The 25312-nt window shown below is 64.2% G+C and carries 27 protein-coding genes; 14 read left to right on the forward strand and 13 right to left on the reverse strand.

All coding sequences use genetic code 11. From position 1 onward, the window contains the following. The first annotated feature begins 348 nt into the window (after nt 1-348). A complete protein-coding gene (locus ACQR0Z_RS09130; protein ID WP_434918385.1) occupies nt 349-1404 on the forward strand; it encodes a hypothetical protein in 1056 nt (351 codons plus the stop codon). Nucleotides 1405-1584: 180 nt separating this feature from the next. Here the strand turns inward: ACQR0Z_RS09130 and ACQR0Z_RS09135 are convergent, their stop codons facing one another. Beyond that, the gene (locus tag ACQR0Z_RS09135; protein WP_012028945.1) at nt 1585-1818 is read right to left on the reverse strand and encodes a DUF6894 family protein; all 234 of its coding nucleotides are present in this window, start codon (nt 1816-1818) and stop codon (nt 1585-1587) included. 223 nt (nt 1819-2041) lie between these two features. Continuing rightward, complete coding sequence (locus ACQR0Z_RS09140) at nt 2042-2227, reverse strand: hypothetical protein (protein ID WP_434859332.1); 186 nt, start codon at nt 2225-2227, stop codon at nt 2042-2044. 25 nt (nt 2228-2252) lie between these two features. On the opposite strand from ACQR0Z_RS09140, the gene ACQR0Z_RS09145 reads away from it, so the two are divergent. Next, the gene (locus ACQR0Z_RS09145; protein ID WP_434859333.1) at nt 2253-2441 is read left to right on the forward strand and encodes a hypothetical protein; all 189 of its coding nucleotides are present in this window, start codon (nt 2253-2255) and stop codon (nt 2439-2441) included. Nucleotides 2442-2443: 2 nt separating this feature from the next. Here ACQR0Z_RS09145 and ACQR0Z_RS09150 read toward each other — a convergent pair whose 3' ends face one another. From ACQR0Z_RS09150 to ACQR0Z_RS09165, 4 genes are all read right to left on the reverse strand, one after another. After that, on the reverse strand, nt 2444-2770 hold the full coding sequence (locus tag ACQR0Z_RS09150) for a cupin domain-containing protein (RefSeq protein ID WP_434859334.1): 327 nt from the start codon (nt 2768-2770) through the stop codon (nt 2444-2446). Next, complete coding sequence (locus ACQR0Z_RS09155; RefSeq protein WP_434859335.1) at nt 2767-3429, reverse strand: YqcI/YcgG family protein; 663 nt, start codon at nt 3427-3429, stop codon at nt 2767-2769. The genes ACQR0Z_RS09150 and ACQR0Z_RS09155 overlap by 4 nt, the downstream gene beginning before the upstream one ends. 119 nt (nt 3430-3548) lie before the next feature. Continuing rightward, nucleotides 3549-4841 carry an MFS transporter gene (locus tag ACQR0Z_RS09160; RefSeq protein WP_434859336.1) on the reverse strand — a complete coding sequence of 431 codons (1293 nt, stop codon included), beginning with the start codon at nt 4839-4841 and terminating at the stop codon, nt 3549-3551. Next, nucleotides 4841-5548 carry a hypothetical protein gene (locus tag ACQR0Z_RS09165; protein WP_434876426.1) on the reverse strand — a complete coding sequence of 236 codons (708 nt, stop codon included), beginning with the start codon at nt 5546-5548 and terminating at the stop codon, nt 4841-4843. Before ACQR0Z_RS09165 ends, ACQR0Z_RS09160 begins: the two co-directional genes overlap by 1 nt. A gap of 64 nt (nt 5549-5612) precedes the next feature. Between ACQR0Z_RS09165 and ACQR0Z_RS09170 the strand changes: the two genes are divergently transcribed. From ACQR0Z_RS09170 to ACQR0Z_RS09180, 3 genes are all read left to right on the forward strand, one after another. Next, nucleotides 5613-6632 (forward strand): GlxA family transcriptional regulator, encoded by a 1020-nt coding sequence (locus ACQR0Z_RS09170; RefSeq protein ID WP_434859338.1) that lies wholly within the window; start codon nt 5613-5615, stop codon nt 6630-6632. A 202-nt stretch (nt 6633-6834) separates the two neighbouring features. Further along, nucleotides 6835-7134: a hypothetical protein gene (locus tag ACQR0Z_RS09175; protein WP_434859339.1), complete on the forward strand. Its 300-nt coding sequence runs from the start codon at nt 6835-6837 to the stop codon at nt 7132-7134. 89 nt (nt 7135-7223) lie between these two features. Then, nucleotides 7224-7577 (forward strand): phasin, encoded by a 354-nt coding sequence (locus ACQR0Z_RS09180; protein WP_434876425.1) that lies wholly within the window; start codon nt 7224-7226, stop codon nt 7575-7577. Between the two features lie 89 nt (nt 7578-7666). On the opposite strand, the gene ACQR0Z_RS09185 is transcribed toward ACQR0Z_RS09180, so the two are convergent. The 3 genes from ACQR0Z_RS09185 to ACQR0Z_RS09195 form a co-directional block, all read right to left on the reverse strand. After that, on the reverse strand, nt 7667-7981 hold the full coding sequence (locus tag ACQR0Z_RS09185; protein WP_434859341.1) for a c-type cytochrome: 315 nt from the start codon (nt 7979-7981) through the stop codon (nt 7667-7669). A gap of 106 nt (nt 7982-8087) precedes the next feature. Then, on the reverse strand, nt 8088-8222 hold the full coding sequence (locus ACQR0Z_RS09190; protein ID WP_434876424.1) for a hypothetical protein: 135 nt from the start codon (nt 8220-8222) through the stop codon (nt 8088-8090). A 282-nt stretch (nt 8223-8504) separates the two neighbouring features. Next, nucleotides 8505-8750, reverse strand: coding sequence for a hypothetical protein (locus ACQR0Z_RS09195; protein ID WP_434859595.1), 246 nt, complete (start codon nt 8748-8750; stop codon nt 8505-8507). 375 nt (nt 8751-9125) lie between these two features. Between ACQR0Z_RS09195 and ACQR0Z_RS09200 the strand changes: the two genes are divergently transcribed. Further along, the gene (locus ACQR0Z_RS09200; RefSeq protein ID WP_434918386.1) at nt 9126-10280 is read left to right on the forward strand and encodes an OpgC domain-containing protein; all 1155 of its coding nucleotides are present in this window, start codon (nt 9126-9128) and stop codon (nt 10278-10280) included. Between the two features lie 5 nt (nt 10281-10285). Here ACQR0Z_RS09200 and ACQR0Z_RS09205 read toward each other — a convergent pair whose 3' ends face one another. After that, entirely contained in the window at nt 10286-10546 is a 261-nt protein-coding gene (locus ACQR0Z_RS09205) for a hypothetical protein (RefSeq protein ID WP_434918387.1), read from the reverse strand. A 210-nt stretch (nt 10547-10756) separates the two neighbouring features. On the opposite strand from ACQR0Z_RS09205, the gene rocF reads away from it, so the two are divergent. Further along, entirely contained in the window at nt 10757-11731 is a 975-nt protein-coding gene (rocF, locus tag ACQR0Z_RS09210) for an arginase (RefSeq protein WP_434918388.1), read from the forward strand. A 58-nt stretch (nt 11732-11789) separates the two neighbouring features. On the opposite strand, the gene ACQR0Z_RS09215 is transcribed toward rocF, so the two are convergent. Beyond that, a complete protein-coding gene (locus ACQR0Z_RS09215; protein WP_434918722.1) occupies nt 11790-13421 on the reverse strand; it encodes an NAD-dependent malic enzyme in 1632 nt (543 codons plus the stop codon). A 190-nt stretch (nt 13422-13611) separates the two neighbouring features. Further along, a complete protein-coding gene (locus ACQR0Z_RS09220; RefSeq protein ID WP_434918389.1) occupies nt 13612-14916 on the reverse strand; it encodes an NRAMP family divalent metal transporter in 1305 nt (434 codons plus the stop codon). Between the two features lie 125 nt (nt 14917-15041). Between ACQR0Z_RS09220 and ACQR0Z_RS09225 the strand changes: the two genes are divergently transcribed. Together ACQR0Z_RS09225 and ACQR0Z_RS09230 are read left to right on the forward strand one after the other, a co-directional pair. Beyond that, nucleotides 15042-18929, forward strand: coding sequence for an ATP-binding protein (locus tag ACQR0Z_RS09225; protein ID WP_434918723.1), 3888 nt, complete (start codon nt 15042-15044; stop codon nt 18927-18929). Between the two features lie 99 nt (nt 18930-19028). Further along, nucleotides 19029-19967: a hypothetical protein gene (locus ACQR0Z_RS09230; RefSeq protein WP_434876418.1), complete on the forward strand. Its 939-nt coding sequence runs from the start codon at nt 19029-19031 to the stop codon at nt 19965-19967. A gap of 21 nt (nt 19968-19988) precedes the next feature. Here the strand turns inward: ACQR0Z_RS09230 and ACQR0Z_RS09235 are convergent, their stop codons facing one another. Further along, nucleotides 19989-20174 (reverse strand): hypothetical protein, encoded by a 186-nt coding sequence (locus ACQR0Z_RS09235; protein WP_434859349.1) that lies wholly within the window; start codon nt 20172-20174, stop codon nt 19989-19991. Between the two features lie 656 nt (nt 20175-20830). Here ACQR0Z_RS09235 and ACQR0Z_RS09240 point away from each other — a divergent pair. The 5 genes from ACQR0Z_RS09240 (at nt 20831) to ACQR0Z_RS09260 (ending at nt 25255) form a co-directional block, all read left to right on the forward strand. Further along, on the forward strand, nt 20831-21091 hold the full coding sequence (locus ACQR0Z_RS09240) for a hypothetical protein (RefSeq protein ID WP_434918390.1): 261 nt from the start codon (nt 20831-20833) through the stop codon (nt 21089-21091). A 114-nt stretch (nt 21092-21205) separates the two neighbouring features. Continuing rightward, the gene (locus ACQR0Z_RS09245; RefSeq protein ID WP_434918391.1) at nt 21206-21694 is read left to right on the forward strand and encodes a hypothetical protein; all 489 of its coding nucleotides are present in this window, start codon (nt 21206-21208) and stop codon (nt 21692-21694) included. Nucleotides 21695-22009: 315 nt separating this feature from the next. After that, entirely contained in the window at nt 22010-23296 is a 1287-nt protein-coding gene (locus ACQR0Z_RS09250; RefSeq protein ID WP_434918392.1) for a PBSX family phage terminase large subunit, read from the forward strand. A 189-nt stretch (nt 23297-23485) separates the two neighbouring features. After that, nucleotides 23486-23947 (forward strand): hypothetical protein, encoded by a 462-nt coding sequence (locus ACQR0Z_RS09255; RefSeq protein ID WP_434859354.1) that lies wholly within the window; start codon nt 23486-23488, stop codon nt 23945-23947. A gap of 9 nt (nt 23948-23956) precedes the next feature. Further along, the gene (locus ACQR0Z_RS09260; RefSeq protein WP_434918393.1) at nt 23957-25255 is read left to right on the forward strand and encodes a hypothetical protein; all 1299 of its coding nucleotides are present in this window, start codon (nt 23957-23959) and stop codon (nt 25253-25255) included. Nucleotides 25256-25312 lie beyond the last annotated feature (57 nt).

Here is a 25312-nt window from a genome sequence, read left to right on the forward strand (position 1 = left end):
TTTCCGCTGATGCCGTCCCGCACTGAAACACTGATGCCGCCAGTGCCGCCAACAGCATTCTGCTGCTGCGCGATCTGCCGGAGGCAGGGAGACGATCGTCCCGGGCGGTCATGTCTCTACGTCCTGCCTGCTCGTCATCGGCAGGATGCAAGAGCGGGCGGACGGCCAAATCATGTCAGGGCCATGGAGACTTGCGGGCCATGAATCACGCCTGCGAAAGCGCCAGGGGATCGGAACCGATGGAGGCCGCAGAATCGACGCAGAGTCGATTCAAACGCCAGTCAACATCGTTCGACATCTGCTGGCGCCGGCAAGGCGCTGGCGTCGCAAACCAGGTGGGAACAGACCATGCGTGCGATCGCTCTGGCCCTCATTGTTTGTAACTTCGTGCAATCGGCCCTGGCTGCGGCGATCGTTCCGGAGATCGACCCGCGCGCCTCGCTCGGCGTCGTGCAGCAGTGGATCTACAATTATCGGACAAAGCCGGACTATGCTCATGTGCCGGCTGCCGTGCGCGTGCTGTTCCACTCGCAGACCTTCAAGGAGCCGGAAAACGCGGGAATCTATCTCGGCTTCATCGCTGGGGCGATCGGCTCCAATCCGGCCAAGGCCGAGCAACTGATCAACAGCTTCTTTCCTGTGCCTCCGGAGGAGGAGTGGGTGATCGTCCGGGCCATCGCCTATTCAGGCGTGCCGGAATGGCGCAACCTCCTGCGCAAAGTGGCGCCGCGGATGCCTGGGCGCCGCGTGATGATCGACGGCTATCTCAGCGGCACGCAGCCGACGCTGATGGAGATTCCGCTGGAGGAGGCGAAGCCGGGAATGATGGACAAGCTGCGCGGCGCGTTCACGCAGAATCCCTTCAAGAAGGAGGAGCGCAAGCTCGACACAAGGCTGAGCTACGCGACGCACCAGGATCTGCTCGACATCCTCTGGGGCTATTACTTCGCAACCGGCTCGCGCGTCCCGATCCAGCGCATCGTGCAGATGCTGCCCTGGGCGAAGAGCCGCGACACCGTCGACAAGCTCACCGTCGGCAGCATGGCGCGCTACACGCTCGCCAGCTACTCGGTGCGTGACGCCGGTCTGCGCGACTATCTGCGCGAGGAACTGGCGCGTCAGTCAGGACCCGTCAAGGAGCCGTTGAGGGAAGTCGTGGAGGCTGCCGACACGGTGCAGTTGGGTGCGGTGCGCAAGGATGCCGTCGCCGCCGTCGAAGAGCTCAAGACCAAGGGCTCCGATGCCCGGCGCAACATGGATTTCTGGGGACAACTTGGGGTCGGGGCCCTGGCGCTCGGATGCGTCTCGGCCGCTGCGCTGGGGCAGGTCGCGGTCGGCATTCCCTGCGTGATCGGCGGCTCAGCCTCGCAGGGACTGCTGTCGTTCTGGGAAAAGCAGCAATAGATGCTCGCGATCGGCTGCTCGATCTCTTCGGTGCCACGTGTAGCGCGATGACCAGCAGTGGCGGTCATTGCGGATTCGAGGCCGCCGAGATGCTCTGATAAGTTGCGACCGTGGCGCCAAATTCTACGAAAGGTTGTGACTTCTGCCGGATGCTCTTGCGCGCCGACGGGCCCGGAAAAATCAGGACAGGCTCGCCTTCACCGCTGCTGGATAGACCGGCTCGCGGTGAATTTCCGCGCCGGACTCGTCGACCACGACGATCGAAAGCCTGCGGTCTGTAATACGGGGATCGTGCCGCAGCCGCCGGGCCAAATCCCGGCTGTGCTCGATGGCCCCCGCACTTGTCGCGAATTCCAGGCCGGTCCGGTCCCGGGTTGGAATGCCATCCTTCATATCGAAATAGTAAGTGCGCATGGTCTTCCCGCAGCCGCTGTCGTGCGGGAGCGGGAGCGGACCCGACCCAGGACCCGCCCCCATGCTCCCCCAGGGCCAAACTATAGAAGACCTCTAATGTGGAGGACAAGCTTACCGCTGCCGGAATTCCCCTGTTGCGTTCGGTAAATGACCGTTTCCCCTGGCGTCGTTAGCCGGAAACTGCCACAAAGCTCAAATTGCGCCGCCGAATTCAACCTATCGGTCAGTTCGGCTTGCTGCAGGAGTTGTTCACTGGCATACTTTCTACCTCTTCGGGTTCCGCGCGGTCGATTTCCAGCCGGGCCATCCTGAGGATCAGCGTCGCAGTCGTCAGACCGAGACTCTCCGCCTCGATTGCTGCAGTATCTACCTTGCGTGCAAGGCCTTCACGTTTGCTAAGGACTGGCATTACTGTTTCCTGCCAAAGGTGCGAGATGAAGAATCCCACATTCATCGCGGAGCTGCACACCAAGCTCGGAGCCCCATCGAGCGAAGCCGTGGAGAGCCTTCGTCTATTGAAGGCTTTCCTGAAGCTGGCTCCGGGCCAGCGCATCGAAGTGATCGAAATGGTCGAGCGGTTGAATTCCGCCCCTCGTCCGGAAACGGACTGTCCTCTCTCCTGAAGCTATGTCTCCTGACTGCAAGCAAGAGATGCGGGTGGCCGCGTAGCAATCGCGTAGATTGCATCGTCAAGCGCTTCCGATTCGTGCAGCGTCCCAGCCGGCAAGAGGATCTTGTCACCGGCGGTGCAGACGCGCTCGCCGCCCTCCCAGCGAAACGTCAGCCGTCCCTTGATCACGACGAGGATTTCGTCGACCGGGTGGGTGTGGAAGGCATGAACCTTTCCGGCCGCATCGTGCTGCAACTCGATGCAGCCCTGGCTCGGCAGAAGCGCGAGGATGTCGGGATCGATCGCGAAATCGGTTTTCGTTGCAGCGATGATCTGGGTCATGCGGCTTGCTCCTTATCTCCGATGGACGATGGCTTGCCCTGGGCCAGCTTGTGGAAGGGACAGGCCGGCGGCGGCTGGTTGTCGTCGTAGAGGAAGTATTGCTTGAACTCCCGGCCCTCCGGATTGCCGTAGCGGCCGAGCAGGGGAGAAGGCCTCGTCGTGTCGAACGGGATCAGCCGCTTGCGCACCTCATCGAAGGCCTTGGCCGCGGCTTCGTCCGTGCCGAGCATGCGCTCGAACACCCAGCGGGGCTGGAAGGTGAGCATGAAAGCGCTCGAGCGTCGGCTCTGCCGCATCACGTGCGCCGGCGTGCTGCAGACGACGAAGATCGGTTCGCCCGCAAACGAGAATTCCCACATCGGATGGTCGACCGTCTCCGGAATCTCTGCAGGCCAGGCCTGTTTGTCGATCTGAGCGAGCTGATCGAGGATCTGCCAGAACTTCTTGTAGTAGGCGTCCATCGTCTGCACGGGACGCGGCCGGGTGAAGAGGATCAGCGACGTGTTGGGCCCGTGAGATCTGCTCTCGGATACGAATAGAGCGAGTTGCTGGCCGAGAACGTCGATGTCGATCGGGTCGAGAAACAGATAGCGCAACTGATCGTGGCGATAGCCCGCGACGCCGAACACGCAAGGAAAGGGTCTTGCTTCGCTGCTCATCTGAGCTTCGAATTCAGAAAACAGGACGCTTTGCCAGCTCCCGGCTGCGTGGCCGGATCGGACTTCGTCCTTTCTCAAGTACAAACGCGACATACTGACCCTCTCTGTTTTCTTATGATTTAAGTACGAAGTATCAACTTGTGCCTCATCATCAGCGGCCCGAGCAGTCCAGGAAGCGACATCAAAAGAAGGATCTCGATCAGCGCGGCGTAGCTGCCGTCGCTGGCCACCGTGCGCAGGCTACCGCCGGCGTCCGCGCCGAGGCCGCTCGCCGCCACCATCGCAAGCGCGATCACCGGCTGCGCCAGACCGGCGAACACGCCGGCGGTGGTCGTGTTGATCGACGCGCCTACGCCGATGCGCTCCGCCGTATAGAGCGACTTGGTGCATTTCAGGATCAGCGGCACGGTGCCGCCGGCCACCAGGCCCAGCACCGCGAACACCGCGCCGACATAGAAGAAGCCGAGCGCATGCGCGAAGGCCGGCAGGAGGAGTGCGACGAGCAGCATGCGCAACAGGGTGATGGCGATCAGCGCTCCGTGCAGCGACCGCGTCCGGTCTGCCGCGTGACCGAGAAAGATCGATCCGACCGCATTGCCGACCATGAAGGCGAGCAGCGGGCCCCCGGCCGCCGAGGACGAGAGGCCGAAGTAATGGGCGACCATCGGGATGCCCCACACGCCGGCCAGCGTCGTGACGACCGCGAAATGCGCCGCGAAGCTCATGGCGCAGCCCCAGTTCGCCGCCGATCCGAGCGCGTGCCAACTCGCGATCAGCACGCTCTTGAGCGTCCTGGCGGCATTGTTCGCCGGCGCAGCCTTGAGCACCGTGGATGCGCAGGCAAGATTGGCGACACCGACGCAGGCGATGAACAGGAAGCAGGCGCGCCAGCCGAAGCCGCTGATCGCAGCCGCGAGCGGCGTGGTCGCGATGACGCCGCCGGCATAGCCTGACACCTGGGAGATGCCGGACATCAGGCCGAAGCGCTGATCGGAGAAGCTTTGAGCCACGAGCTTCAACAGCGCCGTGAACACCAGCGCGTCGCCGCAGGCGACGACGACGCGCGCGATGAAGACATCGAACAGCGTCGGCGACAGCGCGAAGGCGGCGCTGCCGAGCGCGGACGCGGCCATGCTGCAAAGGACGACACGCTTGACGCCGTAGCGATCGACCAGCACGCCCGCAGGAATCTGCATCAGGGTGTAGCCCCAGAAGTAGCTCGAGGCGAGCATCGCGACGCCGGATGCGTCGGTGCCGAAATCACGGACGAAGCCGAGGCCCACGGTCTGCGGCGACATCCGCTGCAGGAAGGCGATGGCGTAGGCGAACGCCACCGTCCCCCACGCGATATAGGCGCGATCGGCAAATCTCGGTTGTGACGCTGCGACCGCCTGATGTCCGAGAACCGCCATCACAGCCTCGCATAGCCGACGGAGAACAGCGCGTCGGCCGAGTTCGGGATGATCTGGGACATCGCCGTCTCCACCAGGGAGGCTCTGCCGTGATAGTCCTGCTTGATATGCTGGATGTGCCCGTAGGCGCCGCGCATGATCATGCCGGGCACCTCGAGCGGCTTGCCCGGATAGATCGTGGCGCACATCTCGACGCAGGCTGCCTGCAACGCGGCATCGGCCGGTTCGCCGAGCAGCGACGGGGCGACCTTCTCGCAGATCTTGGCGTTGGCGGCCCACACGATCGGATTGCGTGTGCGCCAACCGTACAGAATGCCTTCATCGCTCACAGCACCGGGATGCTTGAGGATCTGCGACGTAAAGAATCCATACAGGCCACGCCCCTGATGCGCCGGCAGCACTTCGGTCCCGCTGCGATAGATCGCCAGCCGTCCCGCGACGGTCATCACGCGATAGACGGAGAAGGCGACCAAGCCGATATGATCGTAGACGAGAACGAGGCTGTATTTGCTGTCGAATGGCGAAGAGGCGGCGGTCCAGTGCGGTTCGATTGCTTTCCAGTTAATAGCAATGATCGAATTCATCGCATCCATGATCGGCTGCCGATCCGGCGCCTGGATCTGCGACGCGTCGTGAAAGCTGTAGACGGTGTAGTCGTCCCAGGGCGAGGCGATGGTCGGATAGCGGCCATCCAGGTTTCGCGACATCGCGTGAACTCCAGCACTGCACGTCGAGCTATACAGGCCGCTATTCGATGGCTTAAAGGACAATATGCCCTCGAAATCTGCCAACTCAGCTCGGCGTTTTGCGGTGCGCCGCGACGGCGCGGAGCGGCGGCTCGCCATCTTCGCGTTTCCCGGCGTGACTCTGCTCGATGTCTCCGGTCCCGCGCAGGTCTTCGCCGAACTCAGCGAGATCGAGCTGCCGGCGCCCGGCTACGCGCTGACCTACGTGTCCAGGGATGGCGGGCTGGTGCCGACCGATGTCGGCTTGATGATCGACACTGCGCCGATCTCGTCGCTGAAGCCGACCGAGGTGGATACGTTGCTCATTCCGGGCGGCCCTGGCATCTGGAAGCTGCGGCAGGATACAGCCGCTATGCATTGGATCGGCGAAGTGCTCCCGGGTGCGCGGCGGATCGCCTCAGTCTGCCTCGGCGCCTTTGCCCTCGCGTGGGTGGGGGCGCTCGAAGGCAAGCGGGCTGCGACACATTGGCGCTACTGTCCGCGGCTGCAGGACAGCTTCCCCAACGTCAAGGTCGAGCCGGACGCCATCTTCGTCCAGGACGGCCGAATCTGGTCGTCAGCCGGCGTCAGTGCCGGCATTGACCTCGCGCTCGCGATGATCGAGGAGGATTTCGGTCACACCATCGCGCTCGACGTGGCGCGCCGCCTCGTCGTGTTTCTCAAGCGTCCCGGCGGTCAGAGCCAGTTCTCGACCGTGCTCGCCGCGCAGGCGTCCGACGTCGAGGGGCGGTTCAGTGCGCTGCATGCCTGGATCATCGAGAACATCGCCAGCGACCTCCGCGTCGAGACGCTGGCGGCGAAGGCCGGCATGACGCCCCGGACCTTTGCCCGCACCTATGTCGGGCGAACCGGCATGACGCCCGCCCAGGGCGTCGAGGCGCTCAGGGTCGAGACGGCGCGCCTTCTGCTGGAAAGCCGCCAGGTCGATAGCGTGGTCGAGGTGGCCAAGCGGGCCGGTTTCGGCGACGACGAGCGCATGCGGCGGGCGTTCCTGCGGCATCTCGGTGTGTCGCCGTCGGAGTATCGGCGGCGGTTCTCGAGCTGAGGGCGTCGTCCCCGATTCCGGGATATCTCAGCCGTTTCGCCGCGGTTCGCGGCTTTCGGCTTGCATTGCGGTTAATCGAGGCGCCCACGGTCGGACCGGAACGGCCGTGCCGTCTGCAATCGCTCTAAGGCTTCCGTAAAATGCTGCGCGTATGAAAGTGGAAAATTAGATGCAAATCCTTGCGTGAAGCGGGGAGAGGCCAATGACGAACATCGTTCCCTTCCGCAAGAAGATCGTGCCGTCGCCACACGTCGCGGTACCTCGTCGGGAGCTTGCGGTCGCGGTTGCCAGCACCGTTCGGCTCGAGGTCGTTCACTCTGGCACATCGGAGTGTCGAGAAGATATCAGGAAGACGGTGATCCTGCTCGACCTTGCTCTGCAACATGCGCGAGAACTGTCCGACATGGTCACGGACGAGCGCATGCGCCGGATCTATGACCGTCATCTCGCCTCGATCGAGTATTCGCTGCAGATTGCGCGTGAGCGGCTGTCGGCCCTCTGAGGTCCTTTGCCGTGTGCCCGACCTGTGCATTTGCACGGGGACGCCGAAAGCCGAATGTGGTAGTTGGGTCGCTCGTGGAGGACGCAACGATGACCCAAACCAAACTGGAAGTGCCCGCGGAGCTGCGAGACCTTGCGGAGAAGACGATTGCCCAGGCCGAGAGGGCCTTCGAGATGTTCTTCGATGCCGCCGGCAAGTCGATCGGTACGGTTCCGGGACCCGCCGCCGACATGTCCAAGCAGGCGCTTACCCTGACCGAGCAGAACATCAAGACGGCATTCGAGCACGCCCGGAAGCTGGTGCACGCCACTGAGCTCGAAGAGGCGATGCGGATCCAGTCCGAGTTTCTGCGCAGTCAGTTCACCAACGCCGGCGAGCACATGAAGACGATCACGTCGAGCATCATGTCGGCCGCGACCAAGGCGACCGAGCCGAAGAGCTGAGTCTCAAGCGCCCGTCTCGCAACCGGGACCCGCAGCGATGGAGATCGGCGGCGAGCCAGCCGCCGGCACGACGACAGGTATGAGGCGCGCTATTTTCGCAGCGTGCCGATGTAGGCGGCGATGTCGGCCGCCTCCAGCCGATTGAGCGGGAAGCTCGGCATTTTCGGATGCGGATCGAGCAGGAAGAAGGCAACCTTCTCCGGGGTGAAGTCGGCCTTCTGCGCGATCTGGGCGAAGGACGGAACGTCGGCGCTGGCCTGCTTCTGCGTTCCCTCGATCAGGTGGCACGAGGCGCACCAGCGACGGGCGAGATCGGCCCCGTGATCTGCATCAGCGGCTCTTGCCGATGTCGTCACTGCGGTTGCGACCGCGATCGCCATAACTCTCGTCACCAGGGCGCGCATCAAGACACTCCGATCATTGGTCTGTTGGATGATGGACATCGTGTCGGCTGCGCACGCGGGCATCTCATGGGGGCGGACGTTCGCCCCGCCGAGGAGCGTATCGACGTCAGTTGCAGCACGACTTAGGAAAGTGCGACAGGTCGATCTTGCTGACGATCGCTTTCAGGAGCATGCGGAGCCGGCGAAGCCAGGACGAGTCCGGCACGGGGACGACCGTCAGTTCTTCGGCAATGTAGGACATGTCCGGCCCTCCCTGTCGCTCAGCGTCTTTCCGCTCAGCCTGTTGACGAGGTGCATGCGGCCGCACGCGGGGCACGCGACCGCTTCATAGGCGTCGAACTCGTCGGCCATGGCCGGGACGGCCAATCCGATCTGCACGTTCGATCCCGTCTGGGAGCAGCGAAAAACGAGAGTTTCCATCGCCTGAACATGACAAACCCGGGCGTTCACGCCTTGATCTGTCTCAACAGACGAATGGGGCCGGCGCGGGTGCGCTGGCCCTAAGGAGGCGGAGAGGGATGTGTCAGGTCAGCCCGTGCGACGCCTTGGCGAGATCCAAACGTTCCGCCACATTGACCGGCGTAACGGAACCGGTCTGGGCCGCGCGGAGGGCGGCATCGATCTTCGATTTCACGCGGCGCGCGGCGAGCGCGGCGAGCCTGGTTTGGGTGCGTCCGGTTTTGATCTGGTCACCGAACTCGTACCGCCATTCCCAAATGTCCGGTTCAGCAGTCGCCACGACCGTATATTGGACACCTCGGTGGATCACGGAACCCCCCTGTTCATACTTCCACTCCAAGTCAACGTCTTCCGAACCTACAATCAATCCGGGCAACTACGGGACTGGAACAATTGCCAGAGCCGCAAAGGCAAATTGGTTAACACCGCCGTCCCCGTAATGTTCCGCCGTTGCGCGGATGACGTGCGTCATTCCTGGATTCGCGATTCTGTGCACCGGTGGAATACCAGGTCGGATTGTGCTGGAGGATTGCAGGATGCGCCGCGCCGGCGGGCGCGCGCTGCGCAGCGGGCCAGACGGTTGAACGATGTACGCTGCCGATGCAGTGTGCAGGGTGGCCGTCGCTCACGAGGGGTCTAGAATGAGCTTCGCAAAGACGGTTCGCTCGACGGGAAGAGGCCGCTGTTGAGTGTCGCGCATCGAGAGCCGTCGACCGCGGATCGCGTCTCTGAAACCGGCAAGGTGCATCGCGACCTCAGGCTCGACGCGTGTCGCGGGCTCGCGCTGTGGTTCATTTTCATCGACCACGTGCCCGATAATTCGCTGGCCTGGCTGACGCTGCGCAACTACGGCTTCAGCGACACGTCCGAAGTGTTCGTCTTCATCTCCGGCTATACCTGCATGCTGGCCTATGGGGGGGCGCTGCCGACGCAGGGCTGGGCGACGACGGTGGTGCGCGCGCTGCGGCGCGCCTGGGAGATCTACGCGGCGTTCCTGGTGCTGCTGCTCGCCTATGCCGCGCTGGTCTGGGCGGTCGGCGGCGGCACGCGCTTCGTCGACGAGACCAACACGGGCTTCTTCTTTCGCGAGCCCGGGCCGACCCTGCTGCACGTCGCGATGCTGCAGTTCGCACCGGTGAACACGGATATTCTCCTGACGTTCGCCATCCTGCACATCTGCTTTCCCATCGTGCTGTTCGCGATGATGAGCAGCGCGACGCTGACGCTCGCCCTCTCGTTCGTCGTGTACATGATGGTGCAATTGTTCAGCTGGCAGGTCCCGGCGTGGCCGAGCGGCGAGCTCTATTTCAATCCATTCGCGTGGCAGTTCCTGTTCGTGATCGGCGCCTGGTACGGCTTTGTCGGGACCAGGAGCCTGCGTCCGATCCTCGATTCGCGGACACTGCTGGTTGCCGCGCTCGCCTATCTCGCCTTCAGCCTCTTCATGGCCCTGAGTTGGGAGTTCAAGGTGCTGGAGAGCCTGATTCCGTCGGCCGTAAGCGGTCTGATCTATCCAATCTACAAGAGCCACCTCGCGCCGGTCCGGCTGCTGCACTTTCTGGCGCTGGCCTTGGTGGTGTCGCGTCTGGCGCCGCCGGAATGGCGAGGTCCGATCCGGCCGCTGATGACCGCGATGATCAGATGCGGCGAGAACTCGCTTTCGATCTATTGTCTGGGAGTCCTGCTGGCTTTTCTCGGGCAAGTCATCTTGACCGACGTGGCGAGCGGCTTTGCCATGCAATGCGCGATCAGCGTGGTCGGAATTGCGATGATGATCGCCGTAGCCACGCTGCTGACCTGGGAATCCCAGCTCGACCGGCGCGGGCCGCGGCTGTTCTGAGGCCGTCAGCGCCGGCGCGCGACGGCGACACCGAACAGGAAGGCGACGAACAGGCTCGCAAGCGGCGCTTCGCGCGTCACCGCGCTGACGGTCGACAGCACGGTCCCGGGTCGTCGCGCGTCGCGGGCCGCTTGGCTCAGCCGGTCCACCGCCGCACTCAAGGTGCCGACCACCTCGCCGAGGGTGCGTGACATGTCCGTCGCGGTATCGAGCGCGCGTTCGGCGACGCCCGGCTGCGGAGGAGTTTCGAACGTTTCGCTGCTCACTTTGGTAGCCTTCTCGACGCTGATCGGCCGGATTGATTCACCAGTCTCGCTCCGGCCAATGGGAGACGTGACGCTCCGGAAAATGCTGGCTCGGGCGATTGGTTCCCTCGGCCGGAGGTGCATGGTGCGGAATCCGGTGGATCGGTGTTGTCGCGCACCGCATTCGCGCGCCGAAACCGCTAGAGTCGGCCCGATCAAAAAGGATCGCTCATGGATCGCTCAAACCCGGCCCCGCCGCAACGCATCGCCATCCTCGGCGCTCCGATCGATCTCGGTGCGTCCGTGCGCGGCACGCTGATGGGGCCGGCGGCCTTGCGCACGGCGGGCCTCGTCACCGTGCTGGAGAGCCTGGACCTCGACGTCATCGACCATGGCGATGTCGGTATTGCCGAGATCGGCGAACTCAACGACGAGCCTCCGGGAAACGCCAAGCATTATCGGCAAATCCAGCGCTGGTCACGGATCCTGGCGCGCCGCAGCTATGAGCTGGCGCAGACCGGCGCCATTCCGGTGTTCTTAGGGGGAGACCATTCGCTGTCGATGGGATCGGTGAACGGCGTCGCGCGTCATTGTCGCGACAGTGGCCGGGAGCTGTTCGTGCTCTGGCTCGATGCGCATGCCGACTACAATACGCCGGCAACCACGATCACCGCCAACATGCACGGAATGTCCGCCGCATTTCTGTGCGGCGAGGCCGGACTTGACGGTTTGCTCGGCGACGAAGCGCGCGCGAGCATCAGCCCCGACCAGTTGGAGCTGTTCGGAATCCGCTCGGTCGACAAGGCCGAGAAGGAGCTGCTGCGGCTGCGGCGCGTCAGCATCGCCGACATGCGCGCCATCGATGAGTTCGGCGTCGGCGTGCTGATGCGGCGGTTGATCGAGAAGGTCCGGGCCCGCAACGGCGTCCTGCATCTGAGCTTCGATGTCGACTTTCTCGATCCGGAGGTGGCTCCGGGAGTCGGCACCACCGTGCCGGGCGGCGCCACCTATCGCGAGGCGCATCTCATCATGGAGCTGCTGCACGATTCCGGCTTGGTACGTTCTGTCGATATCGTCGAGCTCAACCCGTTCCTCGACGAACGCGGCAAGACCGCGCGGGTCGCGGTCGAACTGATCGCCAGCCTGTTCGGTCAGCAGATCACGGATCGGCCGACGCCGACCAACGCGATCGTTCCGGAGCCATAGAGCGGATGCCTCGCGTCACGCGAGGCATCCGGACCATCATGATCAGTAGCGCGTGTGATCAGTAGCGCGCGTCGTACATCTTGGCTTCGACGAAGCCGAGCAGGTCGTTCGGGGCCGGTCCGGCGGCGAGTCCGTTCTGATAGGCCACGCCGGCAACGGCTGCGCCGATCTGCGCCGACACCTCGCGGATGCGCGGCAGGGCAGGGTACAGACTGCCCTGCTCGAGATCGGCGCCGGTGACGCAGTTCGCCAGCGTGTGCGCGGCGGCCATGAACATCTCATCGGTCACCAGCCGCGCGCCGGTTGCGATGGCGCCGAGGCCAACGCCGGGGAAGATGTAGGAGTTGTTGCCCTGGCGCGGCACGAAGGTCTTGCCGTCGAGTTTGACCGGATCGTAGGGGCTGCCGCAGGCGAACAGCGCGCGCCCCTGCGTATAGCGATAGGCTGCCTCGGCAGAGCACTCGGCCTTCGAGGTCGGGTTGGAGAGCGCGAAGATGATCGGGCGCTCGTTGAGCTCTGCCATCGTCTGCAACACTTCAGGGGTGAAGGCGCCGCCGACCGCAGCCACGCCGATGATCGCCGTCGGCTTGAGCGTCTTGATCGCGGTCAGGAAGTCGCCGATCGGCGCCTGCTCATGCGCATAGCGCAGCTTATGGCCGTGCAAATTGTCGCGTCCCTTGATGACGAGGCCGCGCGAGTCCGTGAGCCAGTTGCGCCGCAGGGCTTCGGCTTCCGGCAGGCCTTCGGCCATCATGGCGGAGACCACGAGATCGGCGATGCCGGTCGCCGCCTCACCGGCGCCGAGGAACAGCACGGTCTGGTCGCGCAGCTTGCCGCCGGTGATGCGGAGCGCCGAGAACAGGCCGGCGAGCGCAACGGCCGCAGTGCCCTGGATGTCGTCGTTGAAGACGCAGGCCTCGTCGCGATATTTGTGCAGCAGCTTGAAGGCCGCGTGATTGGCGAAGTCCTCGAACTGGATCAGCACGCCGGGGAACGCCGCGCGCGCAGCCGTCATGAACTCGTCGACGAACGAGTCGTAGGCGTCGCCGGTGAGCCGCTTCTGGCGCAGACCGATGTAATAGGGATCTGCCAGCAGCTCTTCATTGTTGGTGCCGACGTCGAGCATGACGGGCAGGCATTCTTCGGGGTGGATGCCGGCACAGGCCGAGTACAGCGACAGCTTGCCGACGGGGATGCCCATGCCGTTGGCGCCGAGATCGCCGAGGCCGAGGATGCGCTCGCCATCGGTGACGACGATCAGCTTGGCGCGATACGGCCAGTTGGCGAGGATCTCCGCGATCCGTCCGCGGTCATTGGCCGAAATGAACAGGCCGCGCGGTCGCTGGAAGATCAGGCCGTATTTCTGGCACGCCAGGCCGACAGTCGGCGTGTAGATCAGCGGCTGGATCTCGTCGATGTTGTCGCAGACCACGCGGAAGAACAGCGCCTCGTTGCGATCGTGCAGCGAGTTCAGCGCGACATACTTCTCGAGATCGTTGGACAGGCTGCGCAGGTTGACCAGGATCCGCTCGGCCTGGGCCTGCATCGACAGCACGCCGGCAGGCAGGAAGCCGCGCAGTCCCAGCGCATCACGCTCCTGCTCGGTGAAGCCGGTCCCCTTGTTGAGCAGCGGATCGCGCAGCAGCGCGAGCCCGCGCGGGGAGTAGGTGGACAGCGTCGGTGCGCTCATGCGTTGCGGTTGGGTCAAGGCGGTCTCCAAGGTCCTTCATTCGAGCCTCGCCATACCGGAGCGCATCGGCGTTGATCGGGATCAACCGCGGCGGATTGGCGGGAACGGACTGTTAACACAGTTTACGTTCCGCATTGCACCAATGACGTTGTGCAACTGCGTTGCGGACCTTGCGGGACAGCGGGGGGCGCTAGCCGCGCCCTGTGACGAATGACCACAGCAATGCCAGCACGGCGATCGCCATGATCGCTGTGCCGATCCACCCCAAGGCGATCAGCCATGAGCGGCCGCGGAAGCGCCCCATCAGTCCGCGATTGGAGACGATGACCATCATCATCGCCATGATAGGGACTGCGGCGATGCCGTTCAGCACGGCGCTCCAGACCAGCATGTGGATCGAGTCGATCCCGGTGAAGCCGAGCCCGAAGCCGATGATCGTGGCCGCGGCGATGATGCTGTAGAACCCGACCGCTTCGTCCGGCTTGGCCTCCAGCGTCGCGTGCCAGCCGAAGATCTCCGCGACGCCATAGGCCGCCGATCCCGCCAGCACCGGGATGGCCAGCATGCCGGTGCCGATGATGCCGAGCGCAAACAGCAGGAAGGTGAAGTCGCCGGCCAGCGGGCGCAGGGCCTCGGCCGCCTGGGTGGCGGAGTCGATTCTGGTGACACCATTCGCGTGCAGGACGGTGGCTGTCGTGACGATGATGAAGAAGGCGATCGCATTCGAGAAGATCATGCCGATGGTGGTGTCGATCCTGATCCGCCGGAGGTCTGGATGGTCCTGCTTCGAGAGCTCGCGCAGCGGGCGATCCACCTTCCCCTGGTTCATCTCCTCGACTTCCTGGGACGCCTGCCAGAAGAACAGATAGGGACTGATGGTCGTGCCCAGGACGGCGACCACCGTCAACAGGTAGTCCGCATCGGTGGAGGGGCTCGGCCAGACCGCTGCGAGGAGCGCCGTGCCCCAGGGCACCTTGACCAGCAGCGCCGTCGCCACATAGGCGAACAGGCTCAGCGTGAGCACCTTGATCACGGGCGAGTAGCGGCGGTAGGGCAGAAAGACCTGGAGCAGCGTCGACAGCGCTGCGAAGATCAGCGCGTGCTCATGGTTGAGGCCGCCGATCACCAGTGACAGCGACTCGGCCATGGCCGCGATGTCGGCCGCGATGTTGAACGTGTTCGCGCCGACCAGCAGCGCAACAAGCCCGAAGACGATCCATCGCGGCGCCAGCTTCGAGATGTTTGCGGCAAGGCCCTGGCCGGTGACGCGGCCGATGCGCGCGCTGACCAATTGGATCGCGATCATGAAGGGCGCGGTGAGGAAGACCGTCCACAACAGCCCGTAGCCGAACTGTGCGCCGGCCTGGGAGTAGGTGGCTATTCCCGAGGGATCATCGTCCGCCGCACCGGTCACAAGGCCCGGCCCGAGGAGTCGAAGGATGCTCCTTGCCGATTTCTTCGGCTTGTTCGGCTCAGATTCGACGGCGGTGGTCATGGCGAGCAGTCCTAGGCGGACGTATCTCATTCGAAGTCGAAACGGGCCGTTTTTGTTCCGGTCTCTGGAACCGTAGAAGAGTACCGGCGTTGACGATCACGTCGTGTTTTGACCAGGGGGAGCGCGTGCCGGACGAGGTGCCAGCAGGGCACGATCAGGGAGAGGCGGTTGCCGAGCGTGAACGGCTCTTTGCCGGAGGCAGCGAGCTCGCCGGCTTGATGCTGCGGTTGAACTGGGACGCAACGCCCATTGGGCCGCCGGAGCGCTGGCCGCAAAGCCTGAAGACCGCGGTCAGGATCATGCTCACGTCCCAGCAGCCGATCTGGATCGGCTGGGGGAAGGAGCTGACCTATCTCTACAACGATCCCTACAAGGCGATCATCGGCGGCAAGCATCCGCAAGCACTGGGCCGCCCGACCTCGGTGGTCTGGCACGAGATCTGGGAGGACATCGGACCGCTGCTGGCCAAGGCCAGCCGCGGCGATCAGGGCACCTATGTCGAGGCGCAGCTCCTCATCATGGAGCGCAACGGGTTTCCCGAGGAGACCTACTACACGTTCTCCTACAGCCCCATTCCCGATGACGACGGATCGCCCGGCGGCATCTTCTGTGCGAACACGGACGATACGCTGCGGGTGATCAGCGAGCGCCAGCTGTCGCTGCTGCGTGCGCTTGCGAATGCCGGCGCGGAGGCGCGCAGCATCGAGCAGGCCTGCGCGAGCTGCGCCTCCGCCTTGGCGCAGCACTCGCTCGATCTCCCCTTCGTCATGATCTACATGATCGAACCTGGCGGCGAGACGGCACATCTCGAGTCCGTGACCGGCATCGGGCGCGAGCATCCGGCCGTGCAGGGGACGCTGCACATCGGGCCGCAAGGAGCGTGGCCGCTTGCTGAGGCGTTGCGGCGGCAGGGCGCGGTACTTGTTCGCGATCTGGCGAATCTATTCGGGGTGCCCTTTCCGACCGGGGGCTGGCGGCAACCACCGACGCAAGCGGTGGTGTTGCCGATACCCTCGTCCGGTGAAGCAGGACAGGGCGGTTTCGTCATCGCAGGGCTCAATCCGTTTCGGCTGTATGACGAGAGCTATGCCCGCTTCCTCGACCTCGTCGCCGGGCAGATCGCTGCGGCGGTCAGCAATGGCGGTGCCTATCAAGCGGAGCGGCGTCGGGCCGAGGCGCTGGCGGAGATCGATCGCGCCAAGACGGCGTTCTTCTCCAACATCAGCCACGAGTTTCGCACCCCGTTGACGTTGATGCTGAGCCCGCTCGAAGACCTGCTCGGTCGCGACGCCACCCAATTGCCCGGCGACACGCGATCGGTTCTCGACCTCGTGCATCGCAACGGCATTCGTCTGCTGAAGCTCGTGAACACGCTGCTGGACTTCTCTCGGATCGAGGCCGGACGGATGACCGCGCGATTTGCGCCGGTCGATCTGGCCTCGTTCACGACGGAGCTGGTCTCCAACTTTCGTTCGGCGACGAACCGCGCCGGTCTCGGGCTCGTCATCCGCGCGAGCGATCTGCCCGAGCCGGTCTACGTCGATCCCGACCTCTGGGAGAAGATCGTTCTCAATCTCGTCTCCAATGCCTTCAAGTTCACGTTCGAGGGCGAGATCACGGTCTCCATGGGCTTGTCAGCCGATCGGCGCCACGCCGAGCTCACCGTCCGCGACACGGGCACGGGAATTCCCGCCGATGAGCTGCCGCATCTGTTCGAGCGCTTTCGCCGCATCGAAGGCGCGCGTGGCCGCTCGTTCGAAGGCAGCGGCATCGGCCTCGCATTGGTGCAGGAGCTCGTGAAGCTGCATCGTGGTGAGATCACGGCCGAGAGCGAGCTCGGACGCGGCTCGGCGTTCACCGTGCGGCTGCCCCTCGGATCGGCTCACCTGCCTGCCGATCAGCTTGGGAGGCCGCGGGGGCAGGCTGTCGCGACCACGCGAGCGCAGGCCTATGTCGACGAGGCGCTGGGCTGGTTGAGCGGCGACGATCTCGAGGATCTGCCCCACCCATCATCCTCCGATGATCTCGATGTGCCGATCGTGGCCGTGCCCGGTCGCGATCGCATCGTGCTCGCCGACGACAATCCCGACATGCGCGACTACGTCCAGCGCTTGCTCGGGGACACTTATGACGTCGAGGCGGTCGCCGACGGTCGCGCCGCGCTGCAAGCGATCCGGCGGAGCCGGCCGGATCTGGTTCTCACCGACGTGATGATGCCGCAGCTCGACGGCTTTGGTTTGCTGCTGGCGCTGCGGGCCGATCCGAAGCTGCACGACATTCCGGTCGTGATGCTGTCGGCGCGCGCCGGCGAGGAGGCGAAGGTCGAAGGACTCGACGCCGGGGCCAGTGACTATCTCAGCAAACCGTTCAGCGCGCGGGAGCTGCTGGCGCGGGTGCGTGCCAACATCGACATGTCGCGGGTGCGGCGCGAGGCCGAGATGGCGCTGCGTGGATTGAATGAACGGCTGGAAGAGCAGGTCACGGCGCGGACGGCGGAGCTGCGGGCCAAGGAGGCGCGGCTGCGCACCATCTTCGAGGCGAGCTACACGTTCCAGGCGCTGCTGTCGGCGGACGGCACGCTGCTCGACGCCAATGCCACCTCGCTCGAGGCGATCGCGGCGCCGTTGCACGAGGTCGCGGGGATGGCGTTCTGGGAGACGCCGTGGTTCGCCAGCACCCCCGAGATGCCCGACACGATCAGATCTCTGGTGGAGGCCGTGGCCCGCGGCGACGAGGCGCGGCAGGAACTTCAGCTCGAGCTTCCGGTCGGCGGCCTGCGCCTGTTCGACTTCCAGATGCGCCCCGTGCGCGACGAGTACGGGCAGGTGGTCGCGATCGTCCCGGAGGCGGTCGAACTGACCGAGCGGCGCAAGGCCGAGGAGGCCTTTCGGCAGGCACAGAAGATGGAGGCGATCGGCCAGCTCACCGGCGGCGTCGCGCACGACTTCAACAATCTGCTGACCGTGATCCGATCATCGGCCGACCTGTTGCGTCGCCGGCAATTGCCGCCCGAGCGGATGCGACGCTACGTGGACGCGATCTCCGACACGGCGGATCGTGCCGCCAAGCTGACCGGCCAATTGCTCGCCTTCGCGCGCCGCACGCCGATGGAGCGCCGCGTCTTCGACGCGGCAGCGCATATCGAGCAGATTGCGGAGATGCTGCAGACGGTGCTCGGAGCGCCGGCCATGATCGACCTCGACCTCCGCTCGCGGCCGCTTCCCGTCGACGTCGACATCAACCAGTTCGAGACCGCGCTCGTGAATCTCGTCGCCAATGCGCGGGATGCGATGGAAGGCCAGGGCGTGCTGACCATCCGGGGCGAGCTCCTACCCGATGACGGGTCTCAGCAATTCGTTTCGATCTCCGTCAGCGACACCGGATGCGGCATCGCGCCCGAACAGATCGACCGGATTTTCGAGCCGTTCTTTACGACCAAAGGGGTCGGGCGCGGCACGGGCCTTGGTCTGTCCCAGGTTTACGGCTTCGTTCATCAGTCCGGTGGTCGCGTGCTGGCGGAGAGCGAGCTCGGCCGGGGGACGACCCTGACCTTGCTCCTGCCACTGACCCACAAGCCGCTCGGTCCCGGGGAAAGAAGCGAGCGCAGGGCGGAAGCGCCCGACGCGCGCTGGAACGTGCTCGTCGTCGAGGACAACCCCGAGGTCGGTGAATTCTCCACCCAGTTGCTCGAGGACCTCGGCTACCGCACGGTGCTGGCGCGCAGCGGAACGGACGCGCTGCGCATGATCGAGGAGAAGCCCGACAGCTTCGATCTCGTGCTGAGCGACGTCGTCATGCCGGGCATGGATGGGGTGACGCTCGGCCAGGAGATCCGCCGCCGCCTGCCGATGATCCCGATCGTGCTCAACAGCGGCTACAGCCACGTGCTCGCTGAGGGCGACCGTCATGGCTTCAGTCTGATCCAGAAGCCGTATTCGGTCGACGAGCTGTCACGCGTGCTGCGCCAGGTCATGGCCGCACGCGGCGCAGCCACGCGGCCGGCGTCGCCATGATGCTCATCGCAGCTGTCCCCTGACGATGCCGCTCCCGTCCTGATCCGCCCTTGAAGGGGCAGGCCCGTCCGGCGTAGTTTCGGGCGCGGGGGGCGCGTGATGACGGACGAGGAATGGTTGCCGGGCTGCCGGCGCGGGCTGCGAAGCCTGTTCGTTCTGGTGGTCGGGGCGGCACTGGTCGCGGCGGGCAGCGCGCTTGCCAAGGACGAGGATGATGACCAGCCCGAGCCGGGCCTCGCCAACGTCTACATCGATTTCCGCACGAACTACGCCTATGTGCCCGGTGGAGCGCTATCGACCGGCCTTGGCGACACGTCGCTGTTCGGGACATTGTCGCAGATCGCGACGTTGCGGCGGCTGCTGGAGCGTCCCGTCCTGCCGGGACGGCCGCAGCTTTCGGTGCCCACCAACCAGGGCGTCGGCGTCGATATTCCGCTGACGGTGGATCTTGGCGAAGCCCTGTCGCTCTATGCCGGCTTCACCGGCAGCGCCTCCTACAACGGCCTTTCCGGATGGTCCGACGTGGCCGTCACGAGCTGGTTTCTCGGCTTCCAGGCCGACGTCTACCAGCAGAACGGCGGGCTGTTTCCGACGCTGACCTTGCAGTCGACGATGACGCGATCGGTGCCGGCCTCGCCGCTGGCCACCACCTCCTTCAACACGGTCGTGGAGGCCAAATACGCCCTCGATCCTGAGGAGACGCGAGGCTGGCTCGCGGGCGTCCAGTACACCCATGTCGAGGTCGACTCCACGCTGGCGCGGGTCGGGGGCACGACGGCGGGCTATGTCGGCGGCTTCTATCAGTGGGACAACAATTGGAAGCTCTCCGCGCGCGTCGGGCTCCAGTCGTTCGCCGGCGCGCAGCTGCTCGTCGCCACGCCGATCCCGTCCTACACGCAGCCCCTGGTCCGGCTCGATCTCGATCGCATGGACGACGACGACAACCGGCTGTTCGGCATCACCGCGCAGATCGCGTGGGCTCCGAAGCCGGTCTATCAGTTGACCGTGAGAACGCCACTCTACGCGATCAGGAACTGATCGAGCGCGCGCCATATACGGTCAGCGGATGCTGACGAACTTGCCCCATAGTCCTGCCAGCACGGCCCCCGCCATCACGTAATGCGGCTTGTCGCAGAACAGGCTGCCGACCTGACAGACATCGCTGCTGACAGCACCGAGCTCATGCTGCCCGGCGGCATAGAACAATGCGGACAAGACAGCCAGAACGGCCGCGACGACGTACATCGGAGGAACCTCCTTCTCAGCTGATCCGATGAGCTCTCGATCGGTGACAATCGCCATTCGCCGCGACGCTTGACACGTCGGGCAAATCAGCCTCATTCTGCCACCATCGAAGAAATCATAGAGCCCGCGCCGCGAAATCGGCAGCGGGCTTTTTGTTGGTCCCCGGCGGGACTTGTTCGCGCGGTTAGCGAAGTCGAAGGTTGCGACTGCCACCTTTTGATCAAATTTGACAAGTCGGGCAAATCACCGGCATATTGCCAGCATCGAAATTTCCGAAATCGCAGCATCGGCAGTCCGCGGCGCTTCGCACGCGGGTGTTTGACGGCTGTTGTTAAAGCTGCACTCTTGCCTGACGCCGTCGATCGCCAGCCTGCGGGACCGCGCGCGTCGTTGCCGTCTTCCGGATATTGGCCGTCCCGCGCGAACGGGACGGTCCGCGCGCGCGGCGACCGTCGCCGCGCTTGCTGCGGTCCCTCGTGGAGGGGATAGGGTTCGCGCCCGAAACGATCGCGTTGGCCGCGATCTGCCGCGCCTTTTCCTTCATCTGATCTGGAGCCAGGATGACCGCCTATCTGATCTCGCTCGCCTTGCTGGGTCTCATCGTGATCGCGTCTGCCGACGCGCTGTCGTGATCTCGCATTCTTCCGGAGACGGCCATGTCGAAGACCATCACTGAAATCCGCTCGATCGCCCGCGGACATACCCAGACGGCGATCAACACGCTGGTCGGCGTGATGCGCTCGCCGAAGGCGACCCACGCGGCGCGCGTGTCGGCTGCCAACGCCATCCTCGATCGCGGCTGGGGCAAGGCGCCGCAAGCGCTGCAGAATGGCGAGGACGGCGCTTTGGAGCTGATCCACCGCATCGAGCGCGTCATCGTGCATCCGGATGAAGAGCATGACGAGCAGGAGAGCTGACGAGGCAGGAATGGCGGCGCTCATGGCTCGCTCGATATTGACGGTCAAGATTGTTTGTTCTATCTTTGTTCCAGAAGAGGCGCCCCGCGCGTGGGTTGATTGACAGCTATCGAGATGCTGCTGCTGCTGGGGCACGCGCCGCGGTCAACGCGGCCTAAGAAGCACAAGGCCGGTTGGGCCCTCACGCGAAGGCTCGCGGTCGGCTTCATCCTGCTCGCCTTGTTCTGCCGCCCGGCGATCGGCGGAGATTTCGCCCTGAACTATGCCGTCGAAGCTGAGGGCAAGACAGGTAGCGGCCGACTTGAGAGCTGTGGCCCCGAACGCGTGTGCCGCTTCAGGGCTGCCGACTTGGATGTCGAAGTCCTCGTCCATCCGGACACCGATGGCTTTGCCGCCATAGACATGGTGGTCCGAGGCGCGCCGGGCTGCTGCCACACGATCGATAGCCGAGAACGATTTGAATTGCTCGTAAAACCAGGTTTGCTGCGCGTTGCGATCTACCGGCGCATGTCGTCAGGCCCTGATGACTTCGTCAGAACCCCGTTCTCCTGGAGTCGGCGGGTCGGGACCGTTTATCTCGAATTTCAGAAGAGCGCCCGGTGAACCATTGGACGGGATTATGCCGGGAATGGATCAAACATGACCGACACCCGATGTCTCATCGAGCAAACTCCACTGCCTGCGCCTGGGGCGCCAAGCATCGCGCTAGCGACCGGACGCGTGTTTTCAATTTCATAGGACGACAGCTCGACGACATGATCAACGGAGACGGGTCCTACTACCCCGAAGGGCACAAGAAGGATCCGGACGCCTTGCTGGAAGATCTGACCGTTGGCCGACTTGAATTCGTCCTGATTGACGAGAGTTGTTCGCGCCGAAACCTATGAGCTGAGCCATGACATCGTGAGAGGGCCGTCATTGTCCACCCTCAGGATCCCCACCGCGAAAGTGTTCGAGCCGCTGCTTGCCCCCGCACGCTACAAGGGCGCGTTCGGTGGCCGCGGCTCGGGCAAGTCGCACTTTTTCGGCGAGCTCCTGGTCGAGACCTGCCAGTCCGAGCGTGGCACGCTCGCGGTCTGCATTCGCGAGGCGCAACGCACGCTGGCTCAATCGTCCAAGCGGCTGATCGAGGCCAAGATTGCAGGCCTCGGCCTCGGTCAGGGGTTTCGCTCCTTCAGCGATCGCATCGCCACCCCCGGTGACGGGCTGATCATCTTTCGCGGCATGCAGGACCATACGGCGGAATCGATCAAGTCGCTCGAGGGGTTTCGGATTGCCTGGGTCGACGAAGCGCAGACCTTGAGCGCGCGGTCGTTGTCGCTGCTGCGGCCGACGATCCGTGCGCCGCGCTCGGAGCTGTGGGCGAGCTGGAATCCGCGCCGCAAGTCGGATGCCGTCGACGATTTTCTGCGCGGCCGCAAGCCGGACGGTGCCGTCGTGATCAAGGCGAGCTGGCGGGACAATCCGTGGTTTCCGGCGGTGCTCGACGAAGAGCGGCGACTCGACCTTTCGCTCTATCCGGACCGCTACGAGCACATCTGGGAGGGCGACTACGTGCGCGCGTTCGAAGGAGCCTATTACGCTGATCTGCTGGCGCAGGCGAAACGTGACGGGCGCATTGGCAAAGTGGCCACCGATCCGTTGCTACCGCTGCGCGCTTTCATCGACATCGGCGGCGCCGGCGCGACCGCCGATGCCTTCACGATCTGGATCGTGCAGTGGGTCGGCAACGAGATCCGCGTGCTGGACTACTACGAGGCTGTCGGCCAGGTGCTGGCCTTCCATGTCAACTGGCTGCGCGAGCGGGGCTATCAGAGCGCCATCATCCATCTTCCGCATGACGGGCTGGCGACCAACTCCGTGACGGGCAAGCGCTACGCCGATCATCTGCGCGATGCCGGCTTCGCGGTCGAGCCGCCGCTCAAGAACCAGGGCAGGGGAGCCGCCATGATGCGGATCGAGGCGCTGCGCCGCCTCGGGCCACAACTGTGGTTCAACGCCGCAACGACCGAGGCCGGACGCGAAGCGCTCGGCTTCTATCACGAGCGAAAGGACGAGACGCGCAACGTCGGGCTCGGCCCCGAGCACGACTGGTCGTCACACGCCGCCGACGCGCTCGGAATGATGGCGGTCTGCTATGAGGCGCCGGGGCGCATCATGAGCTTCAACCGACCGATCCGCTACCAGGACGCAGGGTGGCGGTGACCTGCGGCGGCGATGGCTAAACTCCGCGGGCCCTGCAACCGGAAAGCAATGTTGCAACCAGAACAAATCGTGTACATTGTTGTCAACCCACATGACCGCACATGGCGCCGTTGCATCACCCGGCGATGCAGTTTGTAGATAGCCGCGGACTTTGCTGTTGCCTCAACCCGCTCTGGAATGGCTCGCACGATGCGTGATCTGCTGAACCGCCTGAAATACATCTCCGTGATCGTCCTACTCGCCGTTTGGTTTCCTGTTCAATATCTATTCGTGGTGGGCGTCGCGCAATTCGTGCTGGCCGTCGTGACGACCGGATTTCTGCTTGCGGTGTTTCTTCTGCTGTTGACGGCTGTAGGGGCGAGGCTTGGAGTCGAACTGACATCGAGTCTGAGCCGATGGTTCTGGGTGCTCGTGCCGGCGCTGATTGCTGCGCCTGTCAATTTTTATATGGTGGTCAGGGGACTTCAGCACAATACGTATTATCAGTGCCGGACCTGCGGGTGGGATCTGCTGGTCGTTCCAATGTTGAACTACATTCCAAATTACGGCTGGGAGAGGATGTGGGTCGGAACTGGTTTCGTCGCCGCAGTGTATTACGCCATCCTGATTGTTTCGAGTCTTTCCATCAAGTTCATGAATGGACGTTCGTAGAGGAGTTCCATGCCGACATATTTGCGACGTGCTGAGGACCGCAGGCAGGCCATCCTGAAAGATCTTCCGGACACCAAATTCGAGTTCGAAAGTCAGAAGTTTTCGGACATTCCGAAGGAGGGGCGACCGCCGGTCAACAATCGTTATCAGCCGCACGGTGTCGCAGCTCGGGAGATCCAGAAATACAATGCGCTGATCGAGGACGCTGCCAAGCGCAATGCTCTCGATCCCGATCTGGTGAGAGCCGTCATCTACACCGAAATCTCGCGGGGTGCATACGGCTACGCCGCTGAAGCGGTGGATCGGGTGATCCGATGGTCGCTGCCGCTCCCTAAGGATTTGCTGTCCAAGACCATTCTTCCGGGCAACCTCGATCCGAGCTGGGAAAAGCTCATTCCCGGTTCCGACGTTCACAAGCCGCGAGACAACATCGAGCTCACGGCCAGGCTCATCGCGGCCATCGCCAAGCGGCTGGATGATCCAAGCGTGGAGAACATCTACGCGCTCTACAATGGCCTGTCGCACGATCGAACCTATGTGAACAAGGAGACCAAGTCGACGCCGTATTATGCCAAGCGCGCGTTCGAGGCGAAGGCATGGGAAAAGGATGATTGGTCGGCGCCTGAGGTCACCGACGATCCGGCCGAGGGCGGACAGTCGGTGCCGGGCAAGCGAGGGGATCGGGCTGGACAGCGAGACACGACCATCGCTGATGGCGTTCCTGCTGGGTGGGCGGAGCGCTTCGGCCATTGGCCGTCGGCGGCAGGCAACGCCGAGATGCCGCAGGCGCCGCTCTTGCGCGAACTCGCTCGCCTTCGCGGTGGCGGGGTGACTGCAACGCGCACCGTCTTGCCCGACGGCTCTTCGTCGCCTGGCGAGCTTGTGGCTGGACAGCGGTCGTCGTTGGCCGCGACAGATGGCGGCGCAGCAGTGCCCGATGCGGTCAGGGCGCCTATCCGTGTTCTGCGCTCCCGTCGTGCAGACCAGCCGTTACCTCTGGTGACGCCAGGGTCGACAGCAACGATGCCCGTTCAGGCGATGCCCGTGCAATCGTCCGCCGCGGATCAGGCGCCGTTGTTTGACGACCGTTTCGGCCGCTGGGGATCGACGGACGGTGCGAGCGCGCCACTCTGGCGTCATCAGCAACTCACGCCGATGCCTTGGTCTGCGGATCCGATCGGGCGGCCCACTGGAGCCGAGATGCAGGGAGATCCGTTCGCGCTTCCGGAGTTCGGAGACTCAGGGCCCGCTGATGAAGAGTGGCCCGGATCTTGGGGGGCCCGCTTGCCGTGGAATCTATCGCGCTGATAGTCGTCACCGGTGCCTGTTTGCGGTGGTGAGCCCATCGTCGGTCCGGGTCACCGT

Source organism: Bradyrhizobium sp. HKCCYLS3077 (genome assembly GCF_051167555.1).
Classification (GTDB): domain Bacteria; phylum Pseudomonadota; class Alphaproteobacteria; order Rhizobiales; family Xanthobacteraceae; genus Bradyrhizobium.

Coding starts and splice junctions, on each gene's coding strand:
- ACQR0Z_RS09130 (WP_434918385.1), top strand. CDS start 349: ATGCGTGCGATCGCTCTGGCCCTCATTGTTTGTAACTTCGTGCAATCG.
- ACQR0Z_RS09135 (WP_012028945.1), bottom strand. CDS start 1,818: ATGCGCACTTACTATTTCGATATGAAGGATGGCATTCCAACCCGGGAC.
- ACQR0Z_RS09140 (WP_434859332.1), bottom strand. CDS start 2,227: ATGCCAGTCCTTAGCAAACGTGAAGGCCTTGCACGCAAGGTAGATACT.
- ACQR0Z_RS09145 (WP_434859333.1), top strand. CDS start 2,253: ATGAAGAATCCCACATTCATCGCGGAGCTGCACACCAAGCTCGGAGCC.
- ACQR0Z_RS09150 (WP_434859334.1), bottom strand. CDS start 2,770: ATGACCCAGATCATCGCTGCAACGAAAACCGATTTCGCGATCGATCCC.
- ACQR0Z_RS09155 (WP_434859335.1), bottom strand. CDS start 3,429: ATGAGCAGCGAAGCAAGACCCTTTCCTTGCGTGTTCGGCGTCGCGGGC.
- ACQR0Z_RS09160 (WP_434859336.1), bottom strand. CDS start 4,841: ATGGCGGTTCTCGGACATCAGGCGGTCGCAGCGTCACAACCGAGATTT.
- ACQR0Z_RS09165 (WP_434876426.1), bottom strand. CDS start 5,548: ATGTCGCGAAACCTGGATGGCCGCTATCCGACCATCGCCTCGCCCTGG.
- ACQR0Z_RS09170 (WP_434859338.1), top strand. CDS start 5,613: ATGCCCTCGAAATCTGCCAACTCAGCTCGGCGTTTTGCGGTGCGCCGC.
- ACQR0Z_RS09175 (WP_434859339.1), top strand. CDS start 6,835: ATGACGAACATCGTTCCCTTCCGCAAGAAGATCGTGCCGTCGCCACAC.
- ACQR0Z_RS09180 (WP_434876425.1), top strand. CDS start 7,224: ATGACCCAAACCAAACTGGAAGTGCCCGCGGAGCTGCGAGACCTTGCG.
- ACQR0Z_RS09185 (WP_434859341.1), bottom strand. CDS start 7,981: ATGCGCGCCCTGGTGACGAGAGTTATGGCGATCGCGGTCGCAACCGCA.
- ACQR0Z_RS09190 (WP_434876424.1), bottom strand. CDS start 8,222: ATGTCCTACATTGCCGAAGAACTGACGGTCGTCCCCGTGCCGGACTCG.
- rocF (WP_434918388.1), top strand. CDS start 10,757: ATGGATCGCTCAAACCCGGCCCCGCCGCAACGCATCGCCATCCTCGGC.
- ACQR0Z_RS09215 (WP_434918722.1), bottom strand. CDS start 13,421: ATGAGCGCACCGACGCTGTCCACCTACTCCCCGCGCGGGCTCGCGCTG.
- ACQR0Z_RS09220 (WP_434918389.1), bottom strand. CDS start 14,916: ATGACCACCGCCGTCGAATCTGAGCCGAACAAGCCGAAGAAATCGGCA.
- ACQR0Z_RS09230 (WP_434876418.1), top strand. CDS start 19,029: ATGACGGACGAGGAATGGTTGCCGGGCTGCCGGCGCGGGCTGCGAAGC.
- ACQR0Z_RS09235 (WP_434859349.1), bottom strand. CDS start 20,174: ATGTACGTCGTCGCGGCCGTTCTGGCTGTCTTGTCCGCATTGTTCTAT.
- ACQR0Z_RS09240 (WP_434918390.1), top strand. CDS start 20,831: ATGTCGAAGACCATCACTGAAATCCGCTCGATCGCCCGCGGACATACC.
- ACQR0Z_RS09245 (WP_434918391.1), top strand. CDS start 21,206: ATGCTGCTGCTGCTGGGGCACGCGCCGCGGTCAACGCGGCCTAAGAAG.
- ACQR0Z_RS09255 (WP_434859354.1), top strand. CDS start 23,486: ATGCGTGATCTGCTGAACCGCCTGAAATACATCTCCGTGATCGTCCTA.
- ACQR0Z_RS09260 (WP_434918393.1), top strand. CDS start 23,957: ATGCCGACATATTTGCGACGTGCTGAGGACCGCAGGCAGGCCATCCTG.